General features: G+C 70.3%; 17 protein-coding genes. 7 read left to right on the top strand and 10 right to left on the bottom strand.

From position 1 onward, the window contains the following. Positions 1-84: 84 nt before the first annotated feature. Together WME85_RS06675 and WME85_RS06680 are read right to left on the bottom strand one after the other, a co-directional pair. Complete coding sequence (locus WME85_RS06675; protein ID WP_437836237.1) at positions 85-2,262, bottom strand: alkaline phosphatase D family protein; 2,178 nt, start codon at positions 2,260-2,262, stop codon at positions 85-87. A 232-nt stretch (positions 2,263-2,494) separates the two neighbouring features. Next, a complete protein-coding gene (locus WME85_RS06680; RefSeq protein WP_437842251.1) occupies positions 2,495-3,217 on the bottom strand; it encodes a trypsin-like serine peptidase in 723 nt (240 codons plus the stop codon). A gap of 355 nt (positions 3,218-3,572) precedes the next feature. Here WME85_RS06680 and WME85_RS06685 point away from each other — a divergent pair, with 355 nt between their 5' ends. Continuing rightward, positions 3,573-4,697: an alpha/beta fold hydrolase gene (locus WME85_RS06685; protein ID WP_437836239.1), complete on the top strand. Its 1,125-nt coding sequence runs from the start codon at positions 3,573-3,575 to the stop codon at positions 4,695-4,697. Positions 4,698-4,790: 93 nt separating this feature from the next. Here WME85_RS06685 and WME85_RS06690 read toward each other — a convergent pair whose 3' ends face one another. From WME85_RS06690 to WME85_RS06705, 4 genes are read right to left on the bottom strand one after another with little or no spacing between them, the layout of a single operon-like run. Then, positions 4,791-5,165 carry a hypothetical protein gene (locus tag WME85_RS06690; RefSeq protein ID WP_437836241.1) on the bottom strand — a complete coding sequence of 125 codons (375 nt, stop codon included), beginning with the start codon at positions 5,163-5,165 and terminating at the stop codon, positions 4,791-4,793. Beyond that, complete coding sequence (locus WME85_RS06695) at positions 5,162-6,304, bottom strand: hypothetical protein (RefSeq protein ID WP_437836243.1); 1,143 nt, start codon at positions 6,302-6,304, stop codon at positions 5,162-5,164. Before WME85_RS06695 ends, WME85_RS06690 begins: the two co-directional genes overlap by 4 nt. A 45-nt stretch (positions 6,305-6,349) precedes the next feature. Further along, positions 6,350-6,829, bottom strand: coding sequence for a hypothetical protein (locus WME85_RS06700; RefSeq protein ID WP_437836245.1), 480 nt, complete (start codon positions 6,827-6,829; stop codon positions 6,350-6,352). 48 nt (positions 6,830-6,877) lie between these two features. Further along, positions 6,878-7,510, bottom strand: coding sequence for a fibrinogen-like YCDxxxxGGGW domain-containing protein (locus WME85_RS06705; protein ID WP_437836247.1), 633 nt, complete (start codon positions 7,508-7,510; stop codon positions 6,878-6,880). A 499-nt stretch (positions 7,511-8,009) separates the two neighbouring features. Here WME85_RS06705 and WME85_RS06710 point away from each other — a divergent pair, with 499 nt between their 5' ends. The 3 genes from WME85_RS06710 to WME85_RS06720 all read left to right on the top strand — a co-directional run bounded on the left by WME85_RS06710 (position 8,010) and on the right by WME85_RS06720 (position 10,573). Continuing rightward, positions 8,010-8,951, top strand: a complete 942-nt coding sequence (locus WME85_RS06710) for an FHA domain-containing protein (protein WP_437836248.1) — start codon at positions 8,010-8,012, stop codon at positions 8,949-8,951. A 114-nt stretch (positions 8,952-9,065) separates the two neighbouring features. Then, positions 9,066-10,250 (top strand): hypothetical protein, encoded by a 1,185-nt coding sequence (locus WME85_RS06715; protein ID WP_437836250.1) that lies wholly within the window; start codon positions 9,066-9,068, stop codon positions 10,248-10,250. A gap of 14 nt (positions 10,251-10,264) precedes the next feature. Continuing rightward, on the top strand, positions 10,265-10,573 hold the full coding sequence (locus WME85_RS06720) for a hypothetical protein (protein WP_437836253.1): 309 nt from the start codon (positions 10,265-10,267) through the stop codon (positions 10,571-10,573). 488 nt (positions 10,574-11,061) lie between these two features. Here WME85_RS06720 and WME85_RS06725 read toward each other — a convergent pair whose 3' ends face one another. Then, positions 11,062-11,232 carry a hypothetical protein gene (locus WME85_RS06725; RefSeq protein WP_437836255.1) on the bottom strand — a complete coding sequence of 57 codons (171 nt, stop codon included), beginning with the start codon at positions 11,230-11,232 and terminating at the stop codon, positions 11,062-11,064. Here WME85_RS06725 and WME85_RS06730 point away from each other — a divergent pair. Beyond that, positions 11,225-11,734, top strand: a complete 510-nt coding sequence (locus WME85_RS06730; protein ID WP_437836257.1) for a chemotaxis protein CheX — start codon at positions 11,225-11,227, stop codon at positions 11,732-11,734. The two genes, WME85_RS06725 and WME85_RS06730, sit on opposite strands and share 8 nt — an antisense overlap. A 121-nt stretch (positions 11,735-11,855) precedes the next feature. Here the strand turns inward: WME85_RS06730 and WME85_RS06735 are convergent, their stop codons facing one another. The 3 genes from WME85_RS06735 to WME85_RS06745 are packed head-to-tail and all read right to left on the bottom strand — an operon-like array spanning position 11,856 to position 14,287. Beyond that, complete coding sequence (locus WME85_RS06735; protein WP_437836259.1) at positions 11,856-12,269, bottom strand: hypothetical protein; 414 nt, start codon at positions 12,267-12,269, stop codon at positions 11,856-11,858. A gap of 23 nt (positions 12,270-12,292) precedes the next feature. After that, positions 12,293-12,748 (bottom strand): hypothetical protein, encoded by a 456-nt coding sequence (locus tag WME85_RS06740; protein ID WP_437836262.1) that lies wholly within the window; start codon positions 12,746-12,748, stop codon positions 12,293-12,295. A gap of 18 nt (positions 12,749-12,766) precedes the next feature. Beyond that, positions 12,767-14,287 (bottom strand): hypothetical protein, encoded by a 1,521-nt coding sequence (locus tag WME85_RS06745; RefSeq protein ID WP_437836263.1) that lies wholly within the window; start codon positions 14,285-14,287, stop codon positions 12,767-12,769. A 481-nt stretch (positions 14,288-14,768) separates the two neighbouring features. Between WME85_RS06745 and WME85_RS06750 the strand changes: the two genes are divergently transcribed. Beyond that, positions 14,769-17,669 (top strand): nitrate- and nitrite sensing domain-containing protein, encoded by a 2,901-nt coding sequence (locus WME85_RS06750; RefSeq protein ID WP_437836265.1) that lies wholly within the window; start codon positions 14,769-14,771, stop codon positions 17,667-17,669. Further along, positions 17,666-18,202 carry a chemotaxis protein CheX gene (locus tag WME85_RS06755; protein WP_437836267.1) on the top strand — a complete coding sequence of 179 codons (537 nt, stop codon included), beginning with the start codon at positions 17,666-17,668 and terminating at the stop codon, positions 18,200-18,202. The genes WME85_RS06750 and WME85_RS06755 overlap by 4 nt, the downstream gene beginning before the upstream one ends. Positions 18,203-18,237: the final 35 nt, after the last annotated feature.

The following is an 18,237-nucleotide window of genomic DNA, read 5'->3' on the forward strand; positions in this document are numbered from 1 at the left end:
GGCGTCGCGGCAGCATAGCCCGGAGCCCCTGCCCGTGCTCCTCGCGGCGTGGGTCCCCGCCGCGCCGGCGCGCGCCCGGCGCGATCAGATCCACATCTGCCTGGAGGGATCCCAGCGCTTCCAGGTGCCTCCGTCGTCCAGGTAGATGTCGCTCTCCCCGGCGAGGGTCCGGAACCGCTTCCTCTTGACCTTCAGATCGCCGCGCTTCGTCGTGTAGTCGGTCTGCACCTCCGCGGCGGCGATGCTCCGCATGTCGACGAGGAGCTCGTCCCCGCTCGCCTCGACCACCACGTAGCCGTGGGCACTGCTGTTGGTGTAGGCGACGTGCGGGTTGATCTTCGTCTCGGTCGACATGAGGATATCGTCGATGCCGGCGGCGAGCAGCGCGGCCCCCGGGATCGCACTCAGCACCGGATCGCTGGCCACCTGGCTGGTCAAGAGCTCGCGGTAGGGCGCCGACGAGACGGCGCCGCCCACGAACTCGACGATCTTCTTCGTGGGATCATCGTTGAGGCCGGCCGTCCCCGCGAAGAAGGCATGGATGTCGCCGGTGATCGCCACGACGTTGCCCACGTCGACGAGCCGCGCCAGGAGCTCGTCCCGCTTGTTGCGGAAGCCATCCCAGGCGTCGAGGTTCATGTAGAACCGACGTTTGAACTGGTCGGGGATGCTGTAGGGGGTGAGATCGATGGCGAGCGGGAGGAGGCAGTACTCGTTGCCCCAGACCTTCCATGTCGCCTTCGACCCTTCCATGGTGTCGAGGAACCAGGACTCCTGCTCGGCCCCCATCACGTCCTCGCTCGCGCCCTGCGTCTCCTTGTAACGGATGGCGGCGTAGACATCGACGGCGTCCTTGGCCGCGAAGTAACGAGAGCCGATCGAGGTGTGCGCGCCGATCTTGCCGAGATCCACGTACGCGATGCCCCGCTCCAGGAACGCCTGCTCCTCTTCCGCGATGAGCGGGATCTGCGTCTCCTCCGGCAGGCCCTCGTTCACGCTGGCCACGATCGTGTTGATGTAGAGGACGCTGACCTTCCCCGTCACCTCGGCGGCGTCGTAGCCGACCGCCTCCGCGGCCTCGGCGAGGACCGACGCATAGATCCCGTCGCTGAAGGTCTCGATGTCCTCCACGTAGGGCATGGCGGACGCGGGGACGTCCTCGAGCTCTTCGACGAGCTTGGCCTGATCGAGCACCACCTTGCCCGGGAAGGCGCCCTCGGGGATCAGGTGATCCGGCCGGTAGCTGCGCAGATCCGTCATCACCAGGTGCACGTGCTTGCCGAACACGAAGTCGCGGTAGATGCGGATATCGCCCGGGAACGAGGCGCCGGGATCATACTCGAAGTCGTCGCCGTAATCGACCGGCTGGTACTCGAACCACGCCTGGCTCGCGGCCTTGCGGCGCTCCACGTCGGTCTCGTCCTCCTGGCCGTTGGAGTACGTGGCCGTGGCGCCGTGAGAGTCGTCCGAGAACTCGTGGTCGTCCCAGATGGCGATCATCGGGAAGCTCTCGTGGACCTTCTGGAGGTTCGCGTCGGAGCGGTAGGTCCTGTAGAGCTCCCTGTAGTTGCTCAGCGACCTCGCCGCGCGGAAGGCCCCCTCGCCGAGCGAGATGCTGCCTTCCTCGTCGGTGAAGTCGACGCCGCGCCCGGTGGTGTTCTGGAAGCTGGGGTCGCCGGTCGTCTCGTAGATGTAGTCGCCGAGGTGCACGAAGAAGTCGAGCTCCTCCTCGGCGAGCGCGAGGTGGGTATTGTAGAAGCGCCCGATATAGTCCTGGCAGGACACGTAGGCGAAGCGGACCTTGACGTCGGCCTCCGCGGCCGGCGCGGTCTTGGTCCGCCCCACGCGCGACACGTAGCCCTTGTCGCCCTTCACGTAGATGAACCGGTAGTGGTAGACCGTGCCCGCCGCGAGGCCGCGGACCTTCACCTTGACGCAGTGATCGTGCCTCGCGAGCGCCTTCACCCGCGCCTGTCCGGCGTCGAGCGCCACCTGCTGCGTGAACTCGGCGTCGGTCGCGACCTCGACCTCGAGCTCGAGGTCCTCCTCGCCGTCCTGCACGCGGGCCCAGAGGACGACGCTGTCGGGGCGAGGATCGCCGGAGGCGACCGACTGCGGGAAGAACTCGGAGCCGTCGGTGAGCTCGCGCTCGGTGTCGACGGGGATGACCGGGTTGACGGCCTCGGGGTCGCCGCAGGCCGGGACGACCAGCGCGCCGGCCGTGACGAGGGTGGCTCGAAGGAAATCTCTGCGCTTCAGCATGGGGGCGCTCAGGAGATCGTAGAACTTTCACCGGTGTCAAGCCCCGCGGGTACGCGTGCTCGAGCCGCCCGGCGGTGCGCCGCCCCTGGACGCGCAGGGGTCGAGAGTGTCAAGGCCGAATCCACCACGCTCGCCTCGTTGGTCCACGGCCCGTCGGCCGGCGAGGGGACGAGCAACGCGGCGGCGTCGCGCTGCTCGTCATCAAGCATTCTCCTGCCACGCATCGCGCCGGTCACGCTTCATCCCAGCGCTCCTTCACCCACTCCTCGCCGCTCCCGCTCTCGACCGCCTCGAACATCGTGCTCAGCTCGGCCTTCATATCGCGCGAGATCCGGACTGCCACGTTCGCGTCGGGCGCATCAGGACGGCCGAGCTTCGAGGAATAACCGGTGTGGATCCCGATGCCGCAGACCTGCTGGCCGTCTCGGATCAGGCATACCGGGCTGCCGCTCTGCCCCTGGACGGTGCTGGCCCTGTAGAGCAGGAGATTGGCCTCGCGTCCGAGGAGGGCTTTGGTGTCGGAGCACATGCGCCTGCGCTCGGGCGGGAAGTTGTCGTCAGGAGCCGCAGGATACCCGGCGATGGCGTATCCGGTGACGGTGACCTGACCCTCGTCGAGCTCACCATCCTCGATGAACGCATAGGGGATGGTGCTCCGCTGAAGCTGGCCAGATCTGATATCGGCAGGCTTGAGCAGGATCGCGCCGTAGTCGTACTCGCTCGCTCCTGCATCGAGCTTTTCGTACCACGACTTCTTCACGAAGAAGTTTGACGGGTACGGGATCGTTTCGTCTTGGCTGAACGCTGCTGTCGGGTGTGCGATCTCATTTCCAAAGGCATCACAGATCTTGATGTGCTTTGCGAATCTGGTGCCGCCCAGGGCGCTGTTGCTGTAGATGCAGTGGCCAGCGGTGATCACGATGCGCGGGGTGATGAACCATCCAGTGCCCGCGATCGAGGCCTGGCTGGAATCGAAATAACTCTCTCAGGCCGGAAGGGGCGGTGTGGCGACGCAGCCCGGCGAGGGTTCGCCTGCGCCGGAACGCATTCAAAAGCGCTCTGCGTCAGGCTCCGAGATTGAAATGGGCCCCTTGCCTGGTAGGCGTCGGACTGACGCCCTGGTGTTCGGGCAACGAGCGCCTCGGGGCGGAGGTGCGTATGTAACGTTCGAGAGAGCAGGGCTTCGCGCTGCGTCTTTCGTGGCGCGGCGGGCGGCTGCCGAGGCGGCGTGGACGCACTGAGCGTCGATTGGGGGCACATGGCCGTGCCAGCGACGACCAGACCCACGAATCCAGGAGGAGCCAAGATCCATGATCGTCAGAAGCATCCATGCGATGGGCATGGGCTACACGGGTGCGGAATCAGGGACGCCGATCTCCGAGGAGTCCAAGCAGAACATACTCCGCCTTTTGAGGACCGAGGAGGGCGTCTACGATCGCGCTCACGCTCGGACCCTCTCCTTCGTTTCATCGTGGTCGTACTCGAACCTGGGGACCTTCGCCTCCATGATGTCCCGCCGTGGGCTGGAGGGGTGCGACTGTGTAGAGCTGGTCACCGCGAACGACGCGCTCTTCTTCGACACCTCCGCCATCCTGGTCCAGAGCCCCGGCAGGAAGCTGACCATCCTGAGCTTCGGGGGGACGCAGCCGAGGAACGCGATCAACTGGCTCACCGACGTGAGCGCCGGGATGGAGCCCTTCACATCCGGAGGAAACGTCCACGGCGGCTTCCATCGCGCCCTCCGGTCGTCGTGGCCGTTGCTCCAGGAGCTACTCAAGGCTGCCCTGGATAACCGTTCGATCTGCCATCAGCTGGCGCTATCGCAGCAGAAGTTTCTCGCCATGTGCGATGTGCCCCGGCCTGGCGACACCGCGCACGCGGCCGCAGATGCAGCGGCGGACGCCATCCCGGAGGAGAAGAACCTGCTTCCTGCGCTCTACATCACCGGCCACAGCCTGGGGGGAGCGCTGGCGGCGCTCGCCGCGGCTCTCGTCTACGCGAAAGCAGACGCTCAGTTCTTCGAGAAGGATCGCCACACCGTGAGAAACTGGCTCCGGGGCGTCTACACGTACGGACAGCCCATGGTGGGTGACAAGATGTTCGCGCGGATCATGAAAGAGGACCTCGGCAAGAAGGTCTTCCGCCACGTCTACGACAAGGACATTGTCCCGCGTATGCCGCCTTATGCCATGGGACGCTTCGAGCACTTCGGTCAGCACTACGAGTCATCGGACGCCGGCTGGATCAAGAGAGACCGAGCCACGCGTCAGGTGATCACGCTGGGGCTCAGCAACGTCGTCGGGGCCCTGGCCTGGTTCACCCAGGACGTGGTCCCCCTGAGCTGGGTGCGGGTGCCGTTCTCCTGGGGCGACCATTCGCCGCGTAACTACATGCGCACGTCGATAGAGGCCCTCCCGAGCGAGGAGTACGACTGACGCGCTCGACGCGAGCGTCGTCCACGAGCGTCAAGGACTCCGAGGCCATCCTCGACAGGATCATCGAGCGTTACGGAGCCCGGCGCGCGCCGCTCACACCCAGCCGGTCGCGCTCCGCAGCAGCAGCCCCAGCCCGAGCGACGCGCCGTTCGCGAGCGCCGAGGCGGCGAGGGCGCGCAGGGCGGGCAGGTCGCGCAGCGCGAGCCGGTAGACGCCGACCTCGAGGAGCACCGCCCAGAGCTCCGAGAGCGCGAGCCGCGTCGTGGCGCCGAGCGCGAGGGCGGGGAAGATGAACCACACCGCCGGGTGGCTCGCGACGTTGGCGATGGCCACGAGCGCGGCGCGACGGCACCGCGACGGCTCCGCCGGGCCGAGCAGCGGCGCGGCGACGGCGAGCTCGACGAGCAGCGTCACCGCGAACGCGCGCGACCAGGCGGCGACCAGCGGATCGGTGAACACCCGGCTCATGGCGCGGCCGGCGGCGCGGCGACCCCGGGCCGCCCGCGCTCCGCCGCGCGCGCGGCCCCGACCGGCTCCGCGCGTGGCTGCGCGGCGCCCCGGCCGACGTCGCCGCGGACATAGAAGTACGCGAGCAGCGCGAGCTCCAGGTACCCGTGGAACGAGGCGAGCGACAGGACCACGTTGCGCGTTCCGAGCGCGCTGCCTGTCGCGCCGAGCAGCACGAGGAAGGCGGCGACCGCGACCGCGGCGAGCCCCGCGTCGCCGAAGTCCCGCCGGAGCGAGCGCGCCGACATGCGGAACGTGGTCGTCCGCTGGCCCGGGCCATCTTCCTGCGGGATGAGCAGCAACCAGACCGCGTAGTGCACCGATTGCAAGAACGCGTAGCTCGCGGTGAGCGCCACGGCCGCGCGGGTCGGCAGCCCGGGCGCGAGCCAGTCGCTCGCCAGGAAGAGGTGCAGCCCGAAGGCGTCCAGCCACCCGGCGCGCAGCGTGAGCGAGGTCGTGGCGCCGCTCGCGAGGAGCGCGGTCCCGGCCAGGACGAGGCCGAGGGGCAAGGCGACCGCGCGCACCTGGCGGCGGAAGAGCGCGAGCCACAGCGCGATCGCGACGAGGTTGTGCGCGTGCGCGAGCCCGAGCCGGAAGCCGCGGGGCGCGGCGAGCGCCGCCGCCGAGAGCGCCACGGCCGCGGCGGCGGCGAGCGCGGCGCGCCGCCACGCGCGCGACGCGAGCGCGCCGGCGAGGACCGCGGCGCCGAGCCAGGCGGCGAGCAGCGCGTGCTCGGCGCGGAGCAGCGTCGCCGCCGAGCCGAAGAGCTCCTGGGCGGCCCGCAGCCCGATCAGGGCGGCGCAGGCCGCCCAGACGACGCTGCGCCACCACGGCGGCAGCCCGCGCCGCAGCACGAGGTAGCGCACGTCGGCCGCGACGTGGAGGACGCCGAGCAGGACGGGCCCGAGCACGAGGAGCGCGCTCGGCGCGAGCACCGCCATGGTGAAGGCGCCGAGCGCGTTCACCGCGGCGAGGGCCGCGATCCTGCGGTCGGGGCGCGCCACGACCGCGAGCGCGAGCTCGCTCCGCCGGAGCAGGCCGAAGACATACCGCCGCGCGCCGTCGAGCGGCGCGGCGCCGCGCTCGAGCAGGCTGGCCACACGCGCGGGCTGAGGACCGAGCGCACGCACGGGCGGGCGCTCGGCTCAGCGGCGCCGGCGGGCGGCCGCGAGCGCCGCCGCGCCGCAGAGCAGCATCAGCCCGGCCATCGCGCCGCCCGAGGCGGCGCTGCTCGTGGCGCAGCCGGCGTCGTCCGAGGACGCCGCGTCCGTTCCCGCGCTTCCGGTGCTCGCGTTGCCGGTGCCCGCGCTGCCGGTGCTCGCGCTGCCGGTGCCTGCGCTGCCGGTGCCTGCGCTGCCGGTCGACGTCGAGCTCCCGCCCGCGGCGATGCACCGATTGCAGTCGTATTCGACCGTCGTGACGCCGCCGTCCGGGTCCGGCACCGCTCGCTGGCACTTCTGCGTCGTGCACGTCCCGGGCGCGTCGGCCGCGGGGCCAGCATTGCTACAGCTCGATCCCGGCGTGTCGCAGGTGTCGGGCGGCGCGATGTCCGCGCGCGCCGGAGCGGCGAGCAGCGGCGCCGCGAGCAAGGCGGCGAGGCCCACAAGGCGCGAGAGCTTCATCATCCCACCACGGTGGGCCTTCTCCCGGAGAACCGCAAGAGCGAACCTCGATCACGCGGCGCCGCCCGCGGGGAGCCATGCTAAGTACACGCCGCCCTGGTCGTCTGCGCCGAGGTTGTAGACGAAGCAGTCCCCATAGTGCTGAGTGACGCCGTACGCCTCGGCGCAGTTGCCATCGAGCGTGTCGGCGTCGAAGTCCGCGGAGGCCCACCCGGAGCCGAACTGCGAATCGAAGACTTCTTTGTCCTCGGCGAGACGTACCGGATGGATGAGGTGCATGTCCTCCTGGTTGATGCCATCGGCGGTCGCGCGCATGATCTCCGCGACAGTCCCGTCGAGATCCACGACCTCGTCGCGGTACTCCTGGCCGGTGAGGTACAGGGCACCCTGGTAATGGTTGTCGCCGAGCGACGGCTCCCCCTTGGACCGGAGCCGATCGGCATACGGGATGTTCCAGAACGAGAGCGTCCTGCCATCCTCCGAGCCGACGCTGTTGTAGACGAGCGCCCAGCCGCCGCCGTCCGTCTCCATGTCGCAGTATACCTCGATGGACCGTTGATCGGACCCGCCCAGGTCAAGAGTGTATACGCCCGTGGGGGAGCCGAGCGGAACGGCACCGCACCCGCCCGCGCCCGCACCCGGTGTGGCTATCCGTTGGAACAGACTGTCGAGGCTCAACGGCATGTCGCCACGGGGCGCAAGGAGGGGAGCGTGGTCATCACGGCGGCGTATGACGCGTCCACCGGAACGGCACCGGTAACCCGCTATGACGTAGTTCCACTCGCCGCTGGTTCCGGTCAGAGCGAGCGCGACCTGTGCCAGAGCGTGGCGTCGCAGCCGACGACGAGAACGTCGAGCTCGCCCGGCGCCGAGCTGACGATGATGGGATGCCTCCGATGTCGACGGCGAGCGTCGCCCACTCTGTCTGCGAGGGCCACCAGGAGCCTGAGCTCCAGGACCTGTAAAGCAGGCTCCCGTCGGTGCCGCGGGCGACGACGTCGAGATGGCCGGGGCTCGAGGACACCGCAGAGGGCGGCCGCCCGGCTGCGAGGGCCACCAGCCGCCCAGGTCGGGGTCCCAGACTTTGTGGTAGGCGAAGCCGCGCCGCGGAACGCGTGCGGGAGCCCGAGGTGGATCACCCGAGGCGCTGGAGCTGCCCCACCAGCGATGTTAGCCTCGCGCAATGGCGATCCTGGCGCAGCAGGGCGGCGCGATCCGGGCCGCGCTCGCGGCGCACGCGCTCGTGGGTCGGTCGTCGGTCTGCGCGGTGCAGCTCGAGGTGCGGCTCGCCTCCGCGGAGCACGCGCGGCTGTCGTACCGCGACGGCGCCTGGTCGGTGCGCGATCTCGGCAGCAAGAACGGCACGTTCGTCAACGGCGAGCGCCTCGCCGCCGGGAGCGCGAGGGCGCTCGCCGCGGGCGATCTGCTCGCGTTCGGCGATCCGGAGGCCACGTGGACGCTCGTCGACGCCTCGCCGCCCGTGCCGATGGCGCGCCGCCTCTCGGACAACGCGCTCCTCGCCGGCGCCGGCGCCCTGCTCGCGTTGCCCTCGGCGGACGACCCGCGCGCCTGCGTCGTCGAGATGGAGGACGGGCGGTTCGTCGCGGAGATCGAGGGACAGTCGCGCCCGGCCCACGACGGCGAGGTCCTGCAGCTCGGGGGCGAGGCGTTCATGCTCCACCTGCCCACGCCCCCCACCGCGACCGCCGACGCCAACGAGCGCGCGGGCGGGATCGACGAGGCCGAGCTCCGCTTCCGCGTCAGCCGTGACGAGGAGGCGGTGGAGCTCACCGTGGTGCGGCGAGGCGAGGCGCGCGTTCTCGCGCCGCGATCGCACCATTACATGCTGCTCACGCTGGCGCGGGCGCGCCTCCGCGATCGCGACGCGGGGGCGCTCGCCCCGCCGCAGCGCGGCTGGGTCTTCGTCGACGAGCTCTGCCGGATGCTGTCGATGGATGAGAACAAGCTCAACGTCGAGATCTACCGCGTGCGCCAGGAGATGAGCGCCGCCGGCCTCACCAGCGCGGCCGCGGTGATCGAGCGGCGCCGCGGCAGCCGCCAGCTCCGCGTGGGCACGGAGCGGCTCGCGATCGCGCCCATGGATGATCCGAGGGCAGGCGCGTAAGACCGTTGTAATGGTCCTGTCGCGCCGGGCGCCTTAAACCTCCCTCGCACGACGCGCGGCGCGGCGAGAGCGACAGGCTCGCTCCCGTCGTGCGAGCGCACGGGAGGAGAAACCATGTCCGCCATTCAAGACGCCATGAACGCGCTCAACAGCCAGTGGTACAACGTGCTCACCCAGCAGGCGCAGCTCGACCCGAGCTCCTTCCAGCTGGTGCAGGGCAACATGCCTGTGGGGACGACGTCCGAGCAGCTCTGGAGCATGTTCGACGCCGTCCCGCCGCGGTCGGTGTCGACGTTCTACGAGCCGGGGCAGATCAGCAGCTTCAGCCAGAACTACGTCGGCGTCATCAGCGCGCTGCTCGCCCAGGGGCAGCTGCAGCTCGCTGCCGACATGGGCGACTATTACACGCAGTGGAACGATTACAAGAAGACGATCAGCCCGCTGCCCCAGGACAACGCCGGCTGGTACAAGGCGTTCTCGTCCTGGGCGAGCGCCAACCTGCCGCAGAGCATGGTGCAGCGGGCGATCAGCGACTTCGCCACCATGCTCGAGGACCCGATCGCCACCGCGGCCGACACGCTCATCCAGGTGAGCTTCGCCCCCAAGAACCCCTCCGTGTACGTGTACACGACCACGTACGAGCAGCTCCAGCAGGCGCTCAACAAGGCGCAGCCGAAGACGGTCTCGATGAACAGCGAGACCGAGTCGACCGACGTCTCGCACACCTGGGCGAAGACCGAGGCGTCGGGGCTCTTCGACATCTTCGCCGGCGAGGGCAACGCGAGCTACGAGCAGTGGACGTCGCAGGTGATCGAGGCCGGGCTCTCCATCGAGGTGAGCTTCGACAAGCTGGTCACCCTGGAGGCCGGTCCGCTCAAGCAGAAGAGCAGCGACGCCGTGCTGCGGGACTACACCCCGTGGTTCAACTCGGGCGCGCTCGGGGAGGGGTACGCGAACAAGGACAACACGGTCTGGAAGTCGGGCGACGCGATCACGTGGGAAAGCACCTTCGGCGCGAACGGCAACCTCCAGCGCTACGCCGCGGCCCTCGTGATCGTCGACGGCATCACCATGACCATGAAGTCGAGCGCCGGCATCGCCCAGGGCAGCCAGGAGGAGTTCAAGGCCGCCGTGAGCGCGGGCGTCTGGCCCTTCTTCGAGGCGCACGGCGAGGGCGGCTGGAGCAACGAGGCGACCTTCGACGACTCGGGCAACGTGACGATCACGAGCACGTGCAAGGCGGGCAACCCGCAGATCCTCGGCGTCATCGTCCTTCCCATCACCTCGATCTTCAGCTGAAAAGGAGGCTCACCATGGTCGTCGACATTCCCCCCAACGGTCAGATCTACGGGCTCGGTCGCGTGAGCTCCGCGCTGCACATTTACGATACCAACAATCCCCCTGGCGCGGTGACGCGGTACGAGATCACCATCGTCAACGTGATCTCGCAGTCGCGGCAGATCGCGCCTGGCCACACGGACACCTTCCAGCCCGCGGGCAACACCGTGTACATCCAGAACAACGGGCCGAGCAAGCTGCAGGCCCTGTACGTGGGCGCCGCGGTCAGCCCGGAGGACGCCGGTTGGGTGAAAGAGGCCGCGATGCCGGCGCAGGGCGTCTAGCGGCGGCTCGCGGCGGCCGGCATCCCGCGGCGCGTCAGCCGCGGGCGCCGGCCGCGGCCCGCGCGCCGCCTCCCTGTCCCCGCCAGCGGCCATCCTCATCCGGCCTGGACGGTTCGCCGAGCGGTTGCGCGCGTGATGCGCGCGCGATGACAGAGCCTGCCAGAGGCGCTCGGGGTCGCGTGATAACGCAATCCTCTGCGCATCGCGATGCCGGATGCCGGGTGCCAGATGCCGGGTGCCAGATGCCGGGTGCCAGATGCCGAGCGGCAGATGCCGGGTGCCAGATGCGGGGTGGTAGAGCACCGCGTCATCGCCGGGTGCAACCAGCGCGTGTCGGCTGAAGTAGGATGCGGGGCACGCGGGCACGCGAAACACGCGAAAAATCACGCGCTTGCGGTTCTATCCCTCGACACCATTGCTAGAGGGGGCCCAGGTGCGCTATACTGTGCTTTTATCATGATGCCTCGGCGCGGCACCCCACAGGATGGTCACTCCGGCAAGCGGCAGGAGCCCGGCAGCCATGAGCGCCCGAGCACCGAACGCCGTGAGCCGATCTCCTCGCTGCGACCCGCGCCGCCGTCGTCCTCGTCGATGCGTCCCGGCCCGCCGAGCGAGTCCTCGCCTACGTCCCGGCCGCCTCCCTCGCGCAAGGTGCGCACGATCGACATCCTCGTTCAGGGGGCGACCGTCGAGCTATTTCATTTTTACGGTGTCGCCATCGCGCCGGCGGATCCCGGCGAGTGCCGCGAGGAGGCGCGCGCCCACGCCGATCCAGCGAGCATGATCGAGTTCAGCGCGCGCGGCTTCTCCGGCGTGCTGGCGCTCTCCGCGAACCCTGCCGTGTTTCGCGCCATGACCGGGCTGCCGCCCATGCCCGAGGGGTTCGGCGACTGGATGCGTGAGGTCGCCAACCAGCTCATGGGGAAGATCAAGAGCCGACTCGCCCGGTTCCAGATCGTGCTCAACACCGAGCTGCCGCAGCTGCGCAGCCCGGGCGACGTGGACCGCCGGAGCCGGAGCTGTAAGCAGCAGTTCTGCTATTCTTTCCGGACGCTGAAGGGCGACGTTTTCGTCACGATGAGCGGCGACTTCGACGACAGCTCCCTTGTGTTCTCGAACGCGTCCCCGCTCCCCCTCGACGGCAAAGTAATCCTCTTTTAGCGGCGGTCACCCGCTTCGGATACGGGCCCACCTCGGCGCTTTCGGTGCTCGGCGTACTGGAGTACGCCTCCGCGCCGAAAACGCCGATCTGGGCCCGTCTCCTGTGCGGGTGAGCGCCGCTCTAGGCGCCACCTGCGTCGGGGGCTCCGCCGGTGGCGCCAGCGCCGGCAGCGCCGCCTGTGCCGGCAGCGCCGCCTGTGCCGGCAGCGCCGCCTGTGCCACCGGTGCCGCCGGTGCCACCGGTGCCGCCGCCGTCACCGCCGGCTCCCGTGGCTCCACCGGTGCCCGTCGCGGGGCCGGTGCCGGTGCCCGTGGCTCCACCGGTGCCCGTCGCGGGGCCGGTGCCGGTGCTGCTGCCCGCCGCGGGGGCCGGCGGGAGCGGCGTGACGCACGCGTTCATGAAGACAATCTGGCCCGGATCGCAGGGGTCCGAGTCCCAGCAGCCCGCCAGCAACGCTGCGGAGATGACGCCAGCGGCGACGACCAGGGCCCCATGAAAGGTGGGCGGCATCAGGCGAGATCGGTGAATGACCATCGTTCGTTCCTCTCTCCACGTTCTCACGGCGGCACGACCTGGCCGTCGCGGATGCGCGCGATCACCTTGACCGAGGGGTTCACGTCGCCAGCGCCGACATACCCGATGCCGCCCACCTCCTCGCCCACGGCGCGGACGACGGCGTTCGGAGTCGCCACCTTGCGCGGCGGGCGCTCGCCGCCGCGGATCTTGCGGTCGATCCAGTAGCGGGCGACAGCGTCGGGATCGAGGCCCAGCACCGCCAGGTCGAAGCGCTGCCGCAGCGAGGAGTCCTCGGGTAGGTTCACGGGCATCGCCGACCTGCCGAACCACTCCGTTCGCGTCGTCTGGAAGATCGGGCGGAGCGTGTCGCGCCCCGCCGCCTGCGCAGGGTTGGCCTGGTTGACGATGACGACGATCTCTTCCTCCACCGCGAAGGACGACGCGGTCGGGGTCATGCCGAGCAGGGCCAGGAGGAGCAGAAGGGATAAACGCTTCATGGTTGCGTTGAACCTCTCTCAGAAGGCCAGGATCAGGCGGGCGAGCGCGCTCGTCGTGTTGAAGTCCGGTCCCGTGTACGGATTGTCGGAGCGCAGGACCGTGGTGAGCGTGTGCAGCACCTGGGTCCGGAGCGTGACGTCCGGAGTGATGTAGAAGTTCAGACCGCCGCCGAACTGAAACATGGTGTCGTGCCCGAAGAACGGCGCGTGCAGGACGGCGCCCGTGGCGAACGGCTCCATGTTCAAGAAGCTCAGCCGGTGCGCCGCCACGGCATACGCGGAGGTCTTCCAGGCGTCCGGAGCTCCCCCCTGGCGCTTCCCTTCGTCGAAGACCTGACGGACGACCGCCGCTTCCGCCCGGAGGCGCGTCGTCCCGACGTCGAGCGAGACGTCTCCGGCCGCGATGTACTCCCGGAACGACCACGTCGCGTGGATGTCCGGCTCGAACGAGGTGAGCCTGTAATCGACTACCCAGTCGCTGGCCCTGCTCGCGATGAACGAGGTCCCGAGCTTCAACGCCAGCTTGCCGGGGTCCTCGTAGCTCGCGTGCAGGCGGCCGCCGAACCCGCGGTTGTCGTCGAAGGCGAACGGCGCGTCCTCGTTGCGCCCGTTGCTCACATAGGCGTTGTACCCGAGCTCCCACGGGCCCGCGAACGCGCTGCCGTAGAGCATGAGCCCGGTCTGCCGCGTGGGGAAGATGCGCGATGAGATGAAGTAGGGAATGGCGGCGGTGATGAGCACCGGGCTCCCATGGTCCACGTTGTAGATGCCGATCGGGGTGAAGAACTGCCCGACGCGCACCTTGAAGAGGTTGAAGCGCGTCCAGTCGATGTGGGCGCGCTCGATCGAGACGAGCCCGCCATACAGGGTCGGCGAGCCGAGCGCGACGGCGGTCGAGTCGAAGGTGCCGTACGGCGCCGTGCCCACCCGGTACACCACGTCGGGCGGCAGCGGCGTCGTCACCGGGACCGGGGCGCCGCCGGGCGCGGTCGTGAACCGCAGCTCCCCGAGAAAGCGAAAGTGGTCGCTCGGCTGCGCGTCGAGGTAGAGGTTCAAGTTCCCCACCACGAAGTTCAGGGCATTCGCCTGCGGGAGGGCGGCCGCGAGGCCCGAGTTCTTCGGCACCCACATGCGCTGGACGCCGACGTCGATGAACCCGTAGATCCGGAAGAGTTCCCTGTTGTCCTCTGCCGCCGGTGATGCTTGCGCCTCCTCGAGCGCCGAGAGGCGCTTCTCCAGCGCCGCCGAACGCTTCTCCGCCTCGGCGAGCCGCGCCGCGAGCGCGGCCTCTCCGGTCGCGGCGGGCGCGGAATCGGCCGCTCCCGTCGCCGCCGGGGCGGCTCCGGCCGCGGCGGGCGCGCCAGCGGCTGCGCCCGTCGCCGGCGCAGCGGCCGCCCCCGTCGCCGGCGCAGCGGTCGCTCCGGCCGCGGCGGGCGCAGCGCCGGCCGCGCCCGTCGCGGCCGCCTCCGTGGCTGCCGCCCCCGGGGCGACGGCCGGGGCAGGGCTCTGCGCGTGCGCGAGCGACGCCGTGGCGAGCACTCCTCCGATGGCAGCGCTCGAAGCGCGTGCGAGGCGCCCAGCTCGCGCCCGCCGCTGTGAACTCCGACCCATCACCATTGCTTTCTCCCTTGTCCGCAGAGCTCGGTTGCGATCGGCGTGCTGTCGCACGCGCTCTTGCGGACTCGCGACCTTCGCGGGTAGCATACACAGGAACTATCGAAGAAGGTGGAGAGCATCGCGTCCCTCCCCGATCGGTGCACCACGGCAAGTGAAACGTCGCAAAAAGAAAGAGCCCGAGTCAGAGAGGCGTACATGGTGCGCGAGAAGGGGCGACGAGCCGTGTTGAGTTGCCTCTCTGGCCGCTTGCGGTGTTCGATTCCTCCGGTGCTTCAGGGGAGAGCATGGCGCGGGGCATCGGGCGTCCGCGCGGAGCGGGCTGTCGAGGAGCACACGAAAGGCGAGCGGCCTCCCTGGCGCGCGAGCCACGCCGGGGGGACGGGCGTGCATGCAGAGGCAGAGATTGCGTAGCGCCTCGATCCGACTGAAGCTCTGGTCGCTCGCCGGCGTGCCCGTCGCCGGGGCCCTGCTGCTCGCGGCGATGATCGTCGGCGACGCGCAGCAGCAGGCGGCGAAGGCGGCGGGGATCGGCTCGATCGAGGACCTCGCAGAGCTCTCGTCGATCATGGCGCAGCCGCTGCACGCCCTGCAGAAGGAGCGGGCGTGGACCGCGCTGGTGGAAGGGCTGGAGGTCCGGCCCCAGGACGCGACGGACCCCGAGGGCGCGCGGGGCACCGCGCCGCCGTTCCAGCGCGCCGCGGCGCTCGGGCGCGCGAGCGACCAGCTCCGGGCCGCGCGGGCGGCCACCGACGCGAGCCTCGCCGAGCTCGACGCGTTCCTGGCCGCGCGCGACCTCTCCGGGCTGCCGGCCCGGCTGGCCCGCAACCTCGCGGACGCGCGGGCCCACGTGGGCGCGCTCGGCGCCTTCCGGAGCCAGGCCGACGCGAAGGCGGCGTCGCTCGACAGCGTGCTGAAGGCCTTCGGCAGCATCAATGTCAGCCTGATCCGGGCGAACGCCGGGCTCTCCGAGCTGAGCGACGACGGCGAGCTCCTGCGCAGCATCCAGTCGCTCGTCGCCGTGGACGAGTTCGCCGAGCGCGCCAGCCGCCAGCACGCGCTGCTCGCGCACGCCTTCGCGTCGACGCAGTTCGAGCCCGGCGCCTTCAAGACGCTGGTGACGCTGATGACGGAAGAGGAGCTCTACCACGACGTCTTCCTCGCCAACGCGTCGGAGTCGGCGCGGGCGCTCTACGACGCCTCCAGCTCGGACGCGCACGTGCTGCGCGCCGACGCGCTCCGCGCCGCCGCGATCACGTCGACGGAGGAGGCGCTGAACGTCGATCACGACGCGTGGTTCGACGCGCAGCAATGGCGCGTCGATCGGCTCGCCACGATCGAGCGCGAGGCGCTCACCGGCATGCGGCGCGCCGCGGCGGACAAGGTCGAGGGCACGCGGCGCACGGTGCGCGACGGCATCGTCGTCTCGGCGTTCGTGCTCCTCATGTCGGGCGCGCTCGCGTTCGTGCTCGTGCGGGGGCTCTCCCGGTCGCTCGAGGTCCTCGGCGAGGCCGCGGCCCACGTCCGGCGGACGCGCGACTACACGACGCGCGCCCGCAAGACCGCCGACGACGAGTTCGGGGCGCTCACCGACGCCTTCAACGAGATGCTGGCGGGCATCCAGGCGCGCGACGAGGCCCTCGAGAGCCACCGGCAGAACCTCGAGGCGACCGTCGCCGAGCGGACGTGCGAGCTCGAGAAGCGCAACCGCGAGATGCGCCTCGTGCTCGACAACGTCGACCAGGCGCTCGTCACCATCCACCGCGACGGCACGATGGAGCCCGTGCACTCCGCCGCCTTCGAGCGCCTGTTCGGCGCCCCGACCGTCGAGGAGCACTTCGCCGATCGGGTCGCCGGCCACGACCCCCGCGCCCGCGCGTTCCTCCGGATGGGGTGGGAGGCCGCCTGCGAGGACTTCCTCCCGCTCGAGGTCGTCCTCGACCAGCTCCCCAGGGCCCTGCTCCGCGACGGCCGCCACCTCACGCTCGGGTTCAAGCCGATCCTGACCGGCGAAGGCCAGTTCAACGGCGCGCTGATGGTGATCACGGACGTCACCTCGACGATGGACTCCCTGCGGGAGTACGAGCAGCAGCGCGAGTACATCCAGGTGTTCGAGCGCGCCGTGAAGGACCGGCTCGGCCTGCTCGGGTTCGTGAGCGACACGAGCAAGCTCGTCGACGCCGTGAGCTCGCGGACCGTCACCGAGGTGGACCACGTGATGCGCCTCGTGCACACGATCAAGGGGAACGCGGGGCTCTGGGACGTGACGAGCGTGGCGAGGGTGGCGCACGAGATCGAGAGCTTCGTCGTCGAGGAGCGCTCGCTGCCGCCCGACCAGCTGATCGACGCGCTGAAGGGCGCGTGGTGCGCGTTCGTCGCGCGCGTGAGCGGCCTGCTCGCCGGGGCGGCGCAGGCCACGCGCGTCGACGTCGTCCACGAGGAGATCGACGCCCTGCTCGAGATGGCGCGCGAGCGCCGCGAGCACGCCGAGCTGGAGCGGGCGCTCGAGTCGCTCCGCAACGAGCGGACCGAGGTGCGGTTCAACCGCATGAAGGACCAGGCAGAGACCCTGGCGCGGCGGCTCGGCAAGCCGAGGCCCGACGTGCGCATCGACGCCGGCGGCGTCCGGCTCCCCTCGTCGCGCTTCGCCGCGATGTGGCAGGCGCTGGGCCACGTCGTGCGCAACGTGATGGACCACGGCATCGAGCGGCCGGAGGCGCGCGAGCGCGCGGGCAAGCCGCCGAACGGCGCGCTCACGCTCCGCTCGCGCGCGACGGCGGACGAGATCCTCATCGAGATCGGCGACGACGGCGCGGGCATCGACTGGGAGCGCGTGCGCGACAAGGCCGCCGCCGTGGGGCTGCCGAGCGCCACGAGGCGCGATCTCGAGGCCGCGCTGTTCGCCCCCGGCTTCAGCACCGCCGAGCAGGTCACCGACGTCTCCGGCCGCGGCGTCGGCCTCGGCGTCGCGCTGTACGAGTGCCGCCGGCTCTCCGGCCGGGTGGAGACCGAGACGGAGCTCGGCCAGGGGACGACCTTCCGGTTCCGGTTCCCCCGGGAGCTGAACGAGGTGACCGTCCCGCCCGCGGGCGCGCCGTCCTCCGCGTCGCTGCCGCCGTCGAGCCGGCGAGGCTCGCTCCTCGTCGGCGCGCCGCGCGTCGGATCGAGCCCGAGCCTGCCGCCGAGCGGCGCAGGCGGCCTGCCGCCGAGCGGCGCAGGCGGCGCGCCGAGCGCGGGCCAACCGGACCGGGTGGCGCAGTTGAGCGCACCGACTATGCAGAGCGATCGATCGAGGAGAGCGGAATGAATTCGGAGAGCTGGCTCCGCATCTACAGCGAGCTTGCGGCGTCGTGCGTCCACCTGTTTCGCGACAACGGCGTCGAGATCCGGCTGCTGGAGGAGGCGCCGTCGGAGCCGACGCCGGGCAACGCGGTGGTCTCCTTCATCGGCTTCACGGGGGATCACCTCCGCGGCAGCCTGACCCTCGTCGCCCCGGTGACGCTCATCAAGCGCAGCCACCCGCTGCGAGAGCAGCGCGCGCTCGACGAGGACATGGTGTGCGACTGGGCGAGCGAGCTCGCCAACCAGCTCCTCGGGCGGGTGAAGAACCGGCTGCGGCCGCTCGGGCTCGTGATCGTGCTCTCGACGCCGAGCGCGGCGATCGGCGAGCACCTGCGCGCCAGGGAGGAGCAGGGCGAGGGCTTCCGGCGGCTCATGTTCGACGCCGGGGCCGACCGGCTCGCCGTGCTGTTCGACGCCATCGCCCCGGACACGGCGCTGCAGCTCGAGGAAGCGAGCCCGTCCGATCCGCAGCGCGAAGGCGAAGTGCTGCTGTTCTGAGCCGCGGGGCCGCACGCGCCCAAGGAGACACGATA

It is taken from the genome of Sorangium sp. So ce1153 (genome assembly GCF_051521595.1).
GTDB lineage: Bacteria > Myxococcota_A > Polyangia > Polyangiales > Polyangiaceae > Sorangium.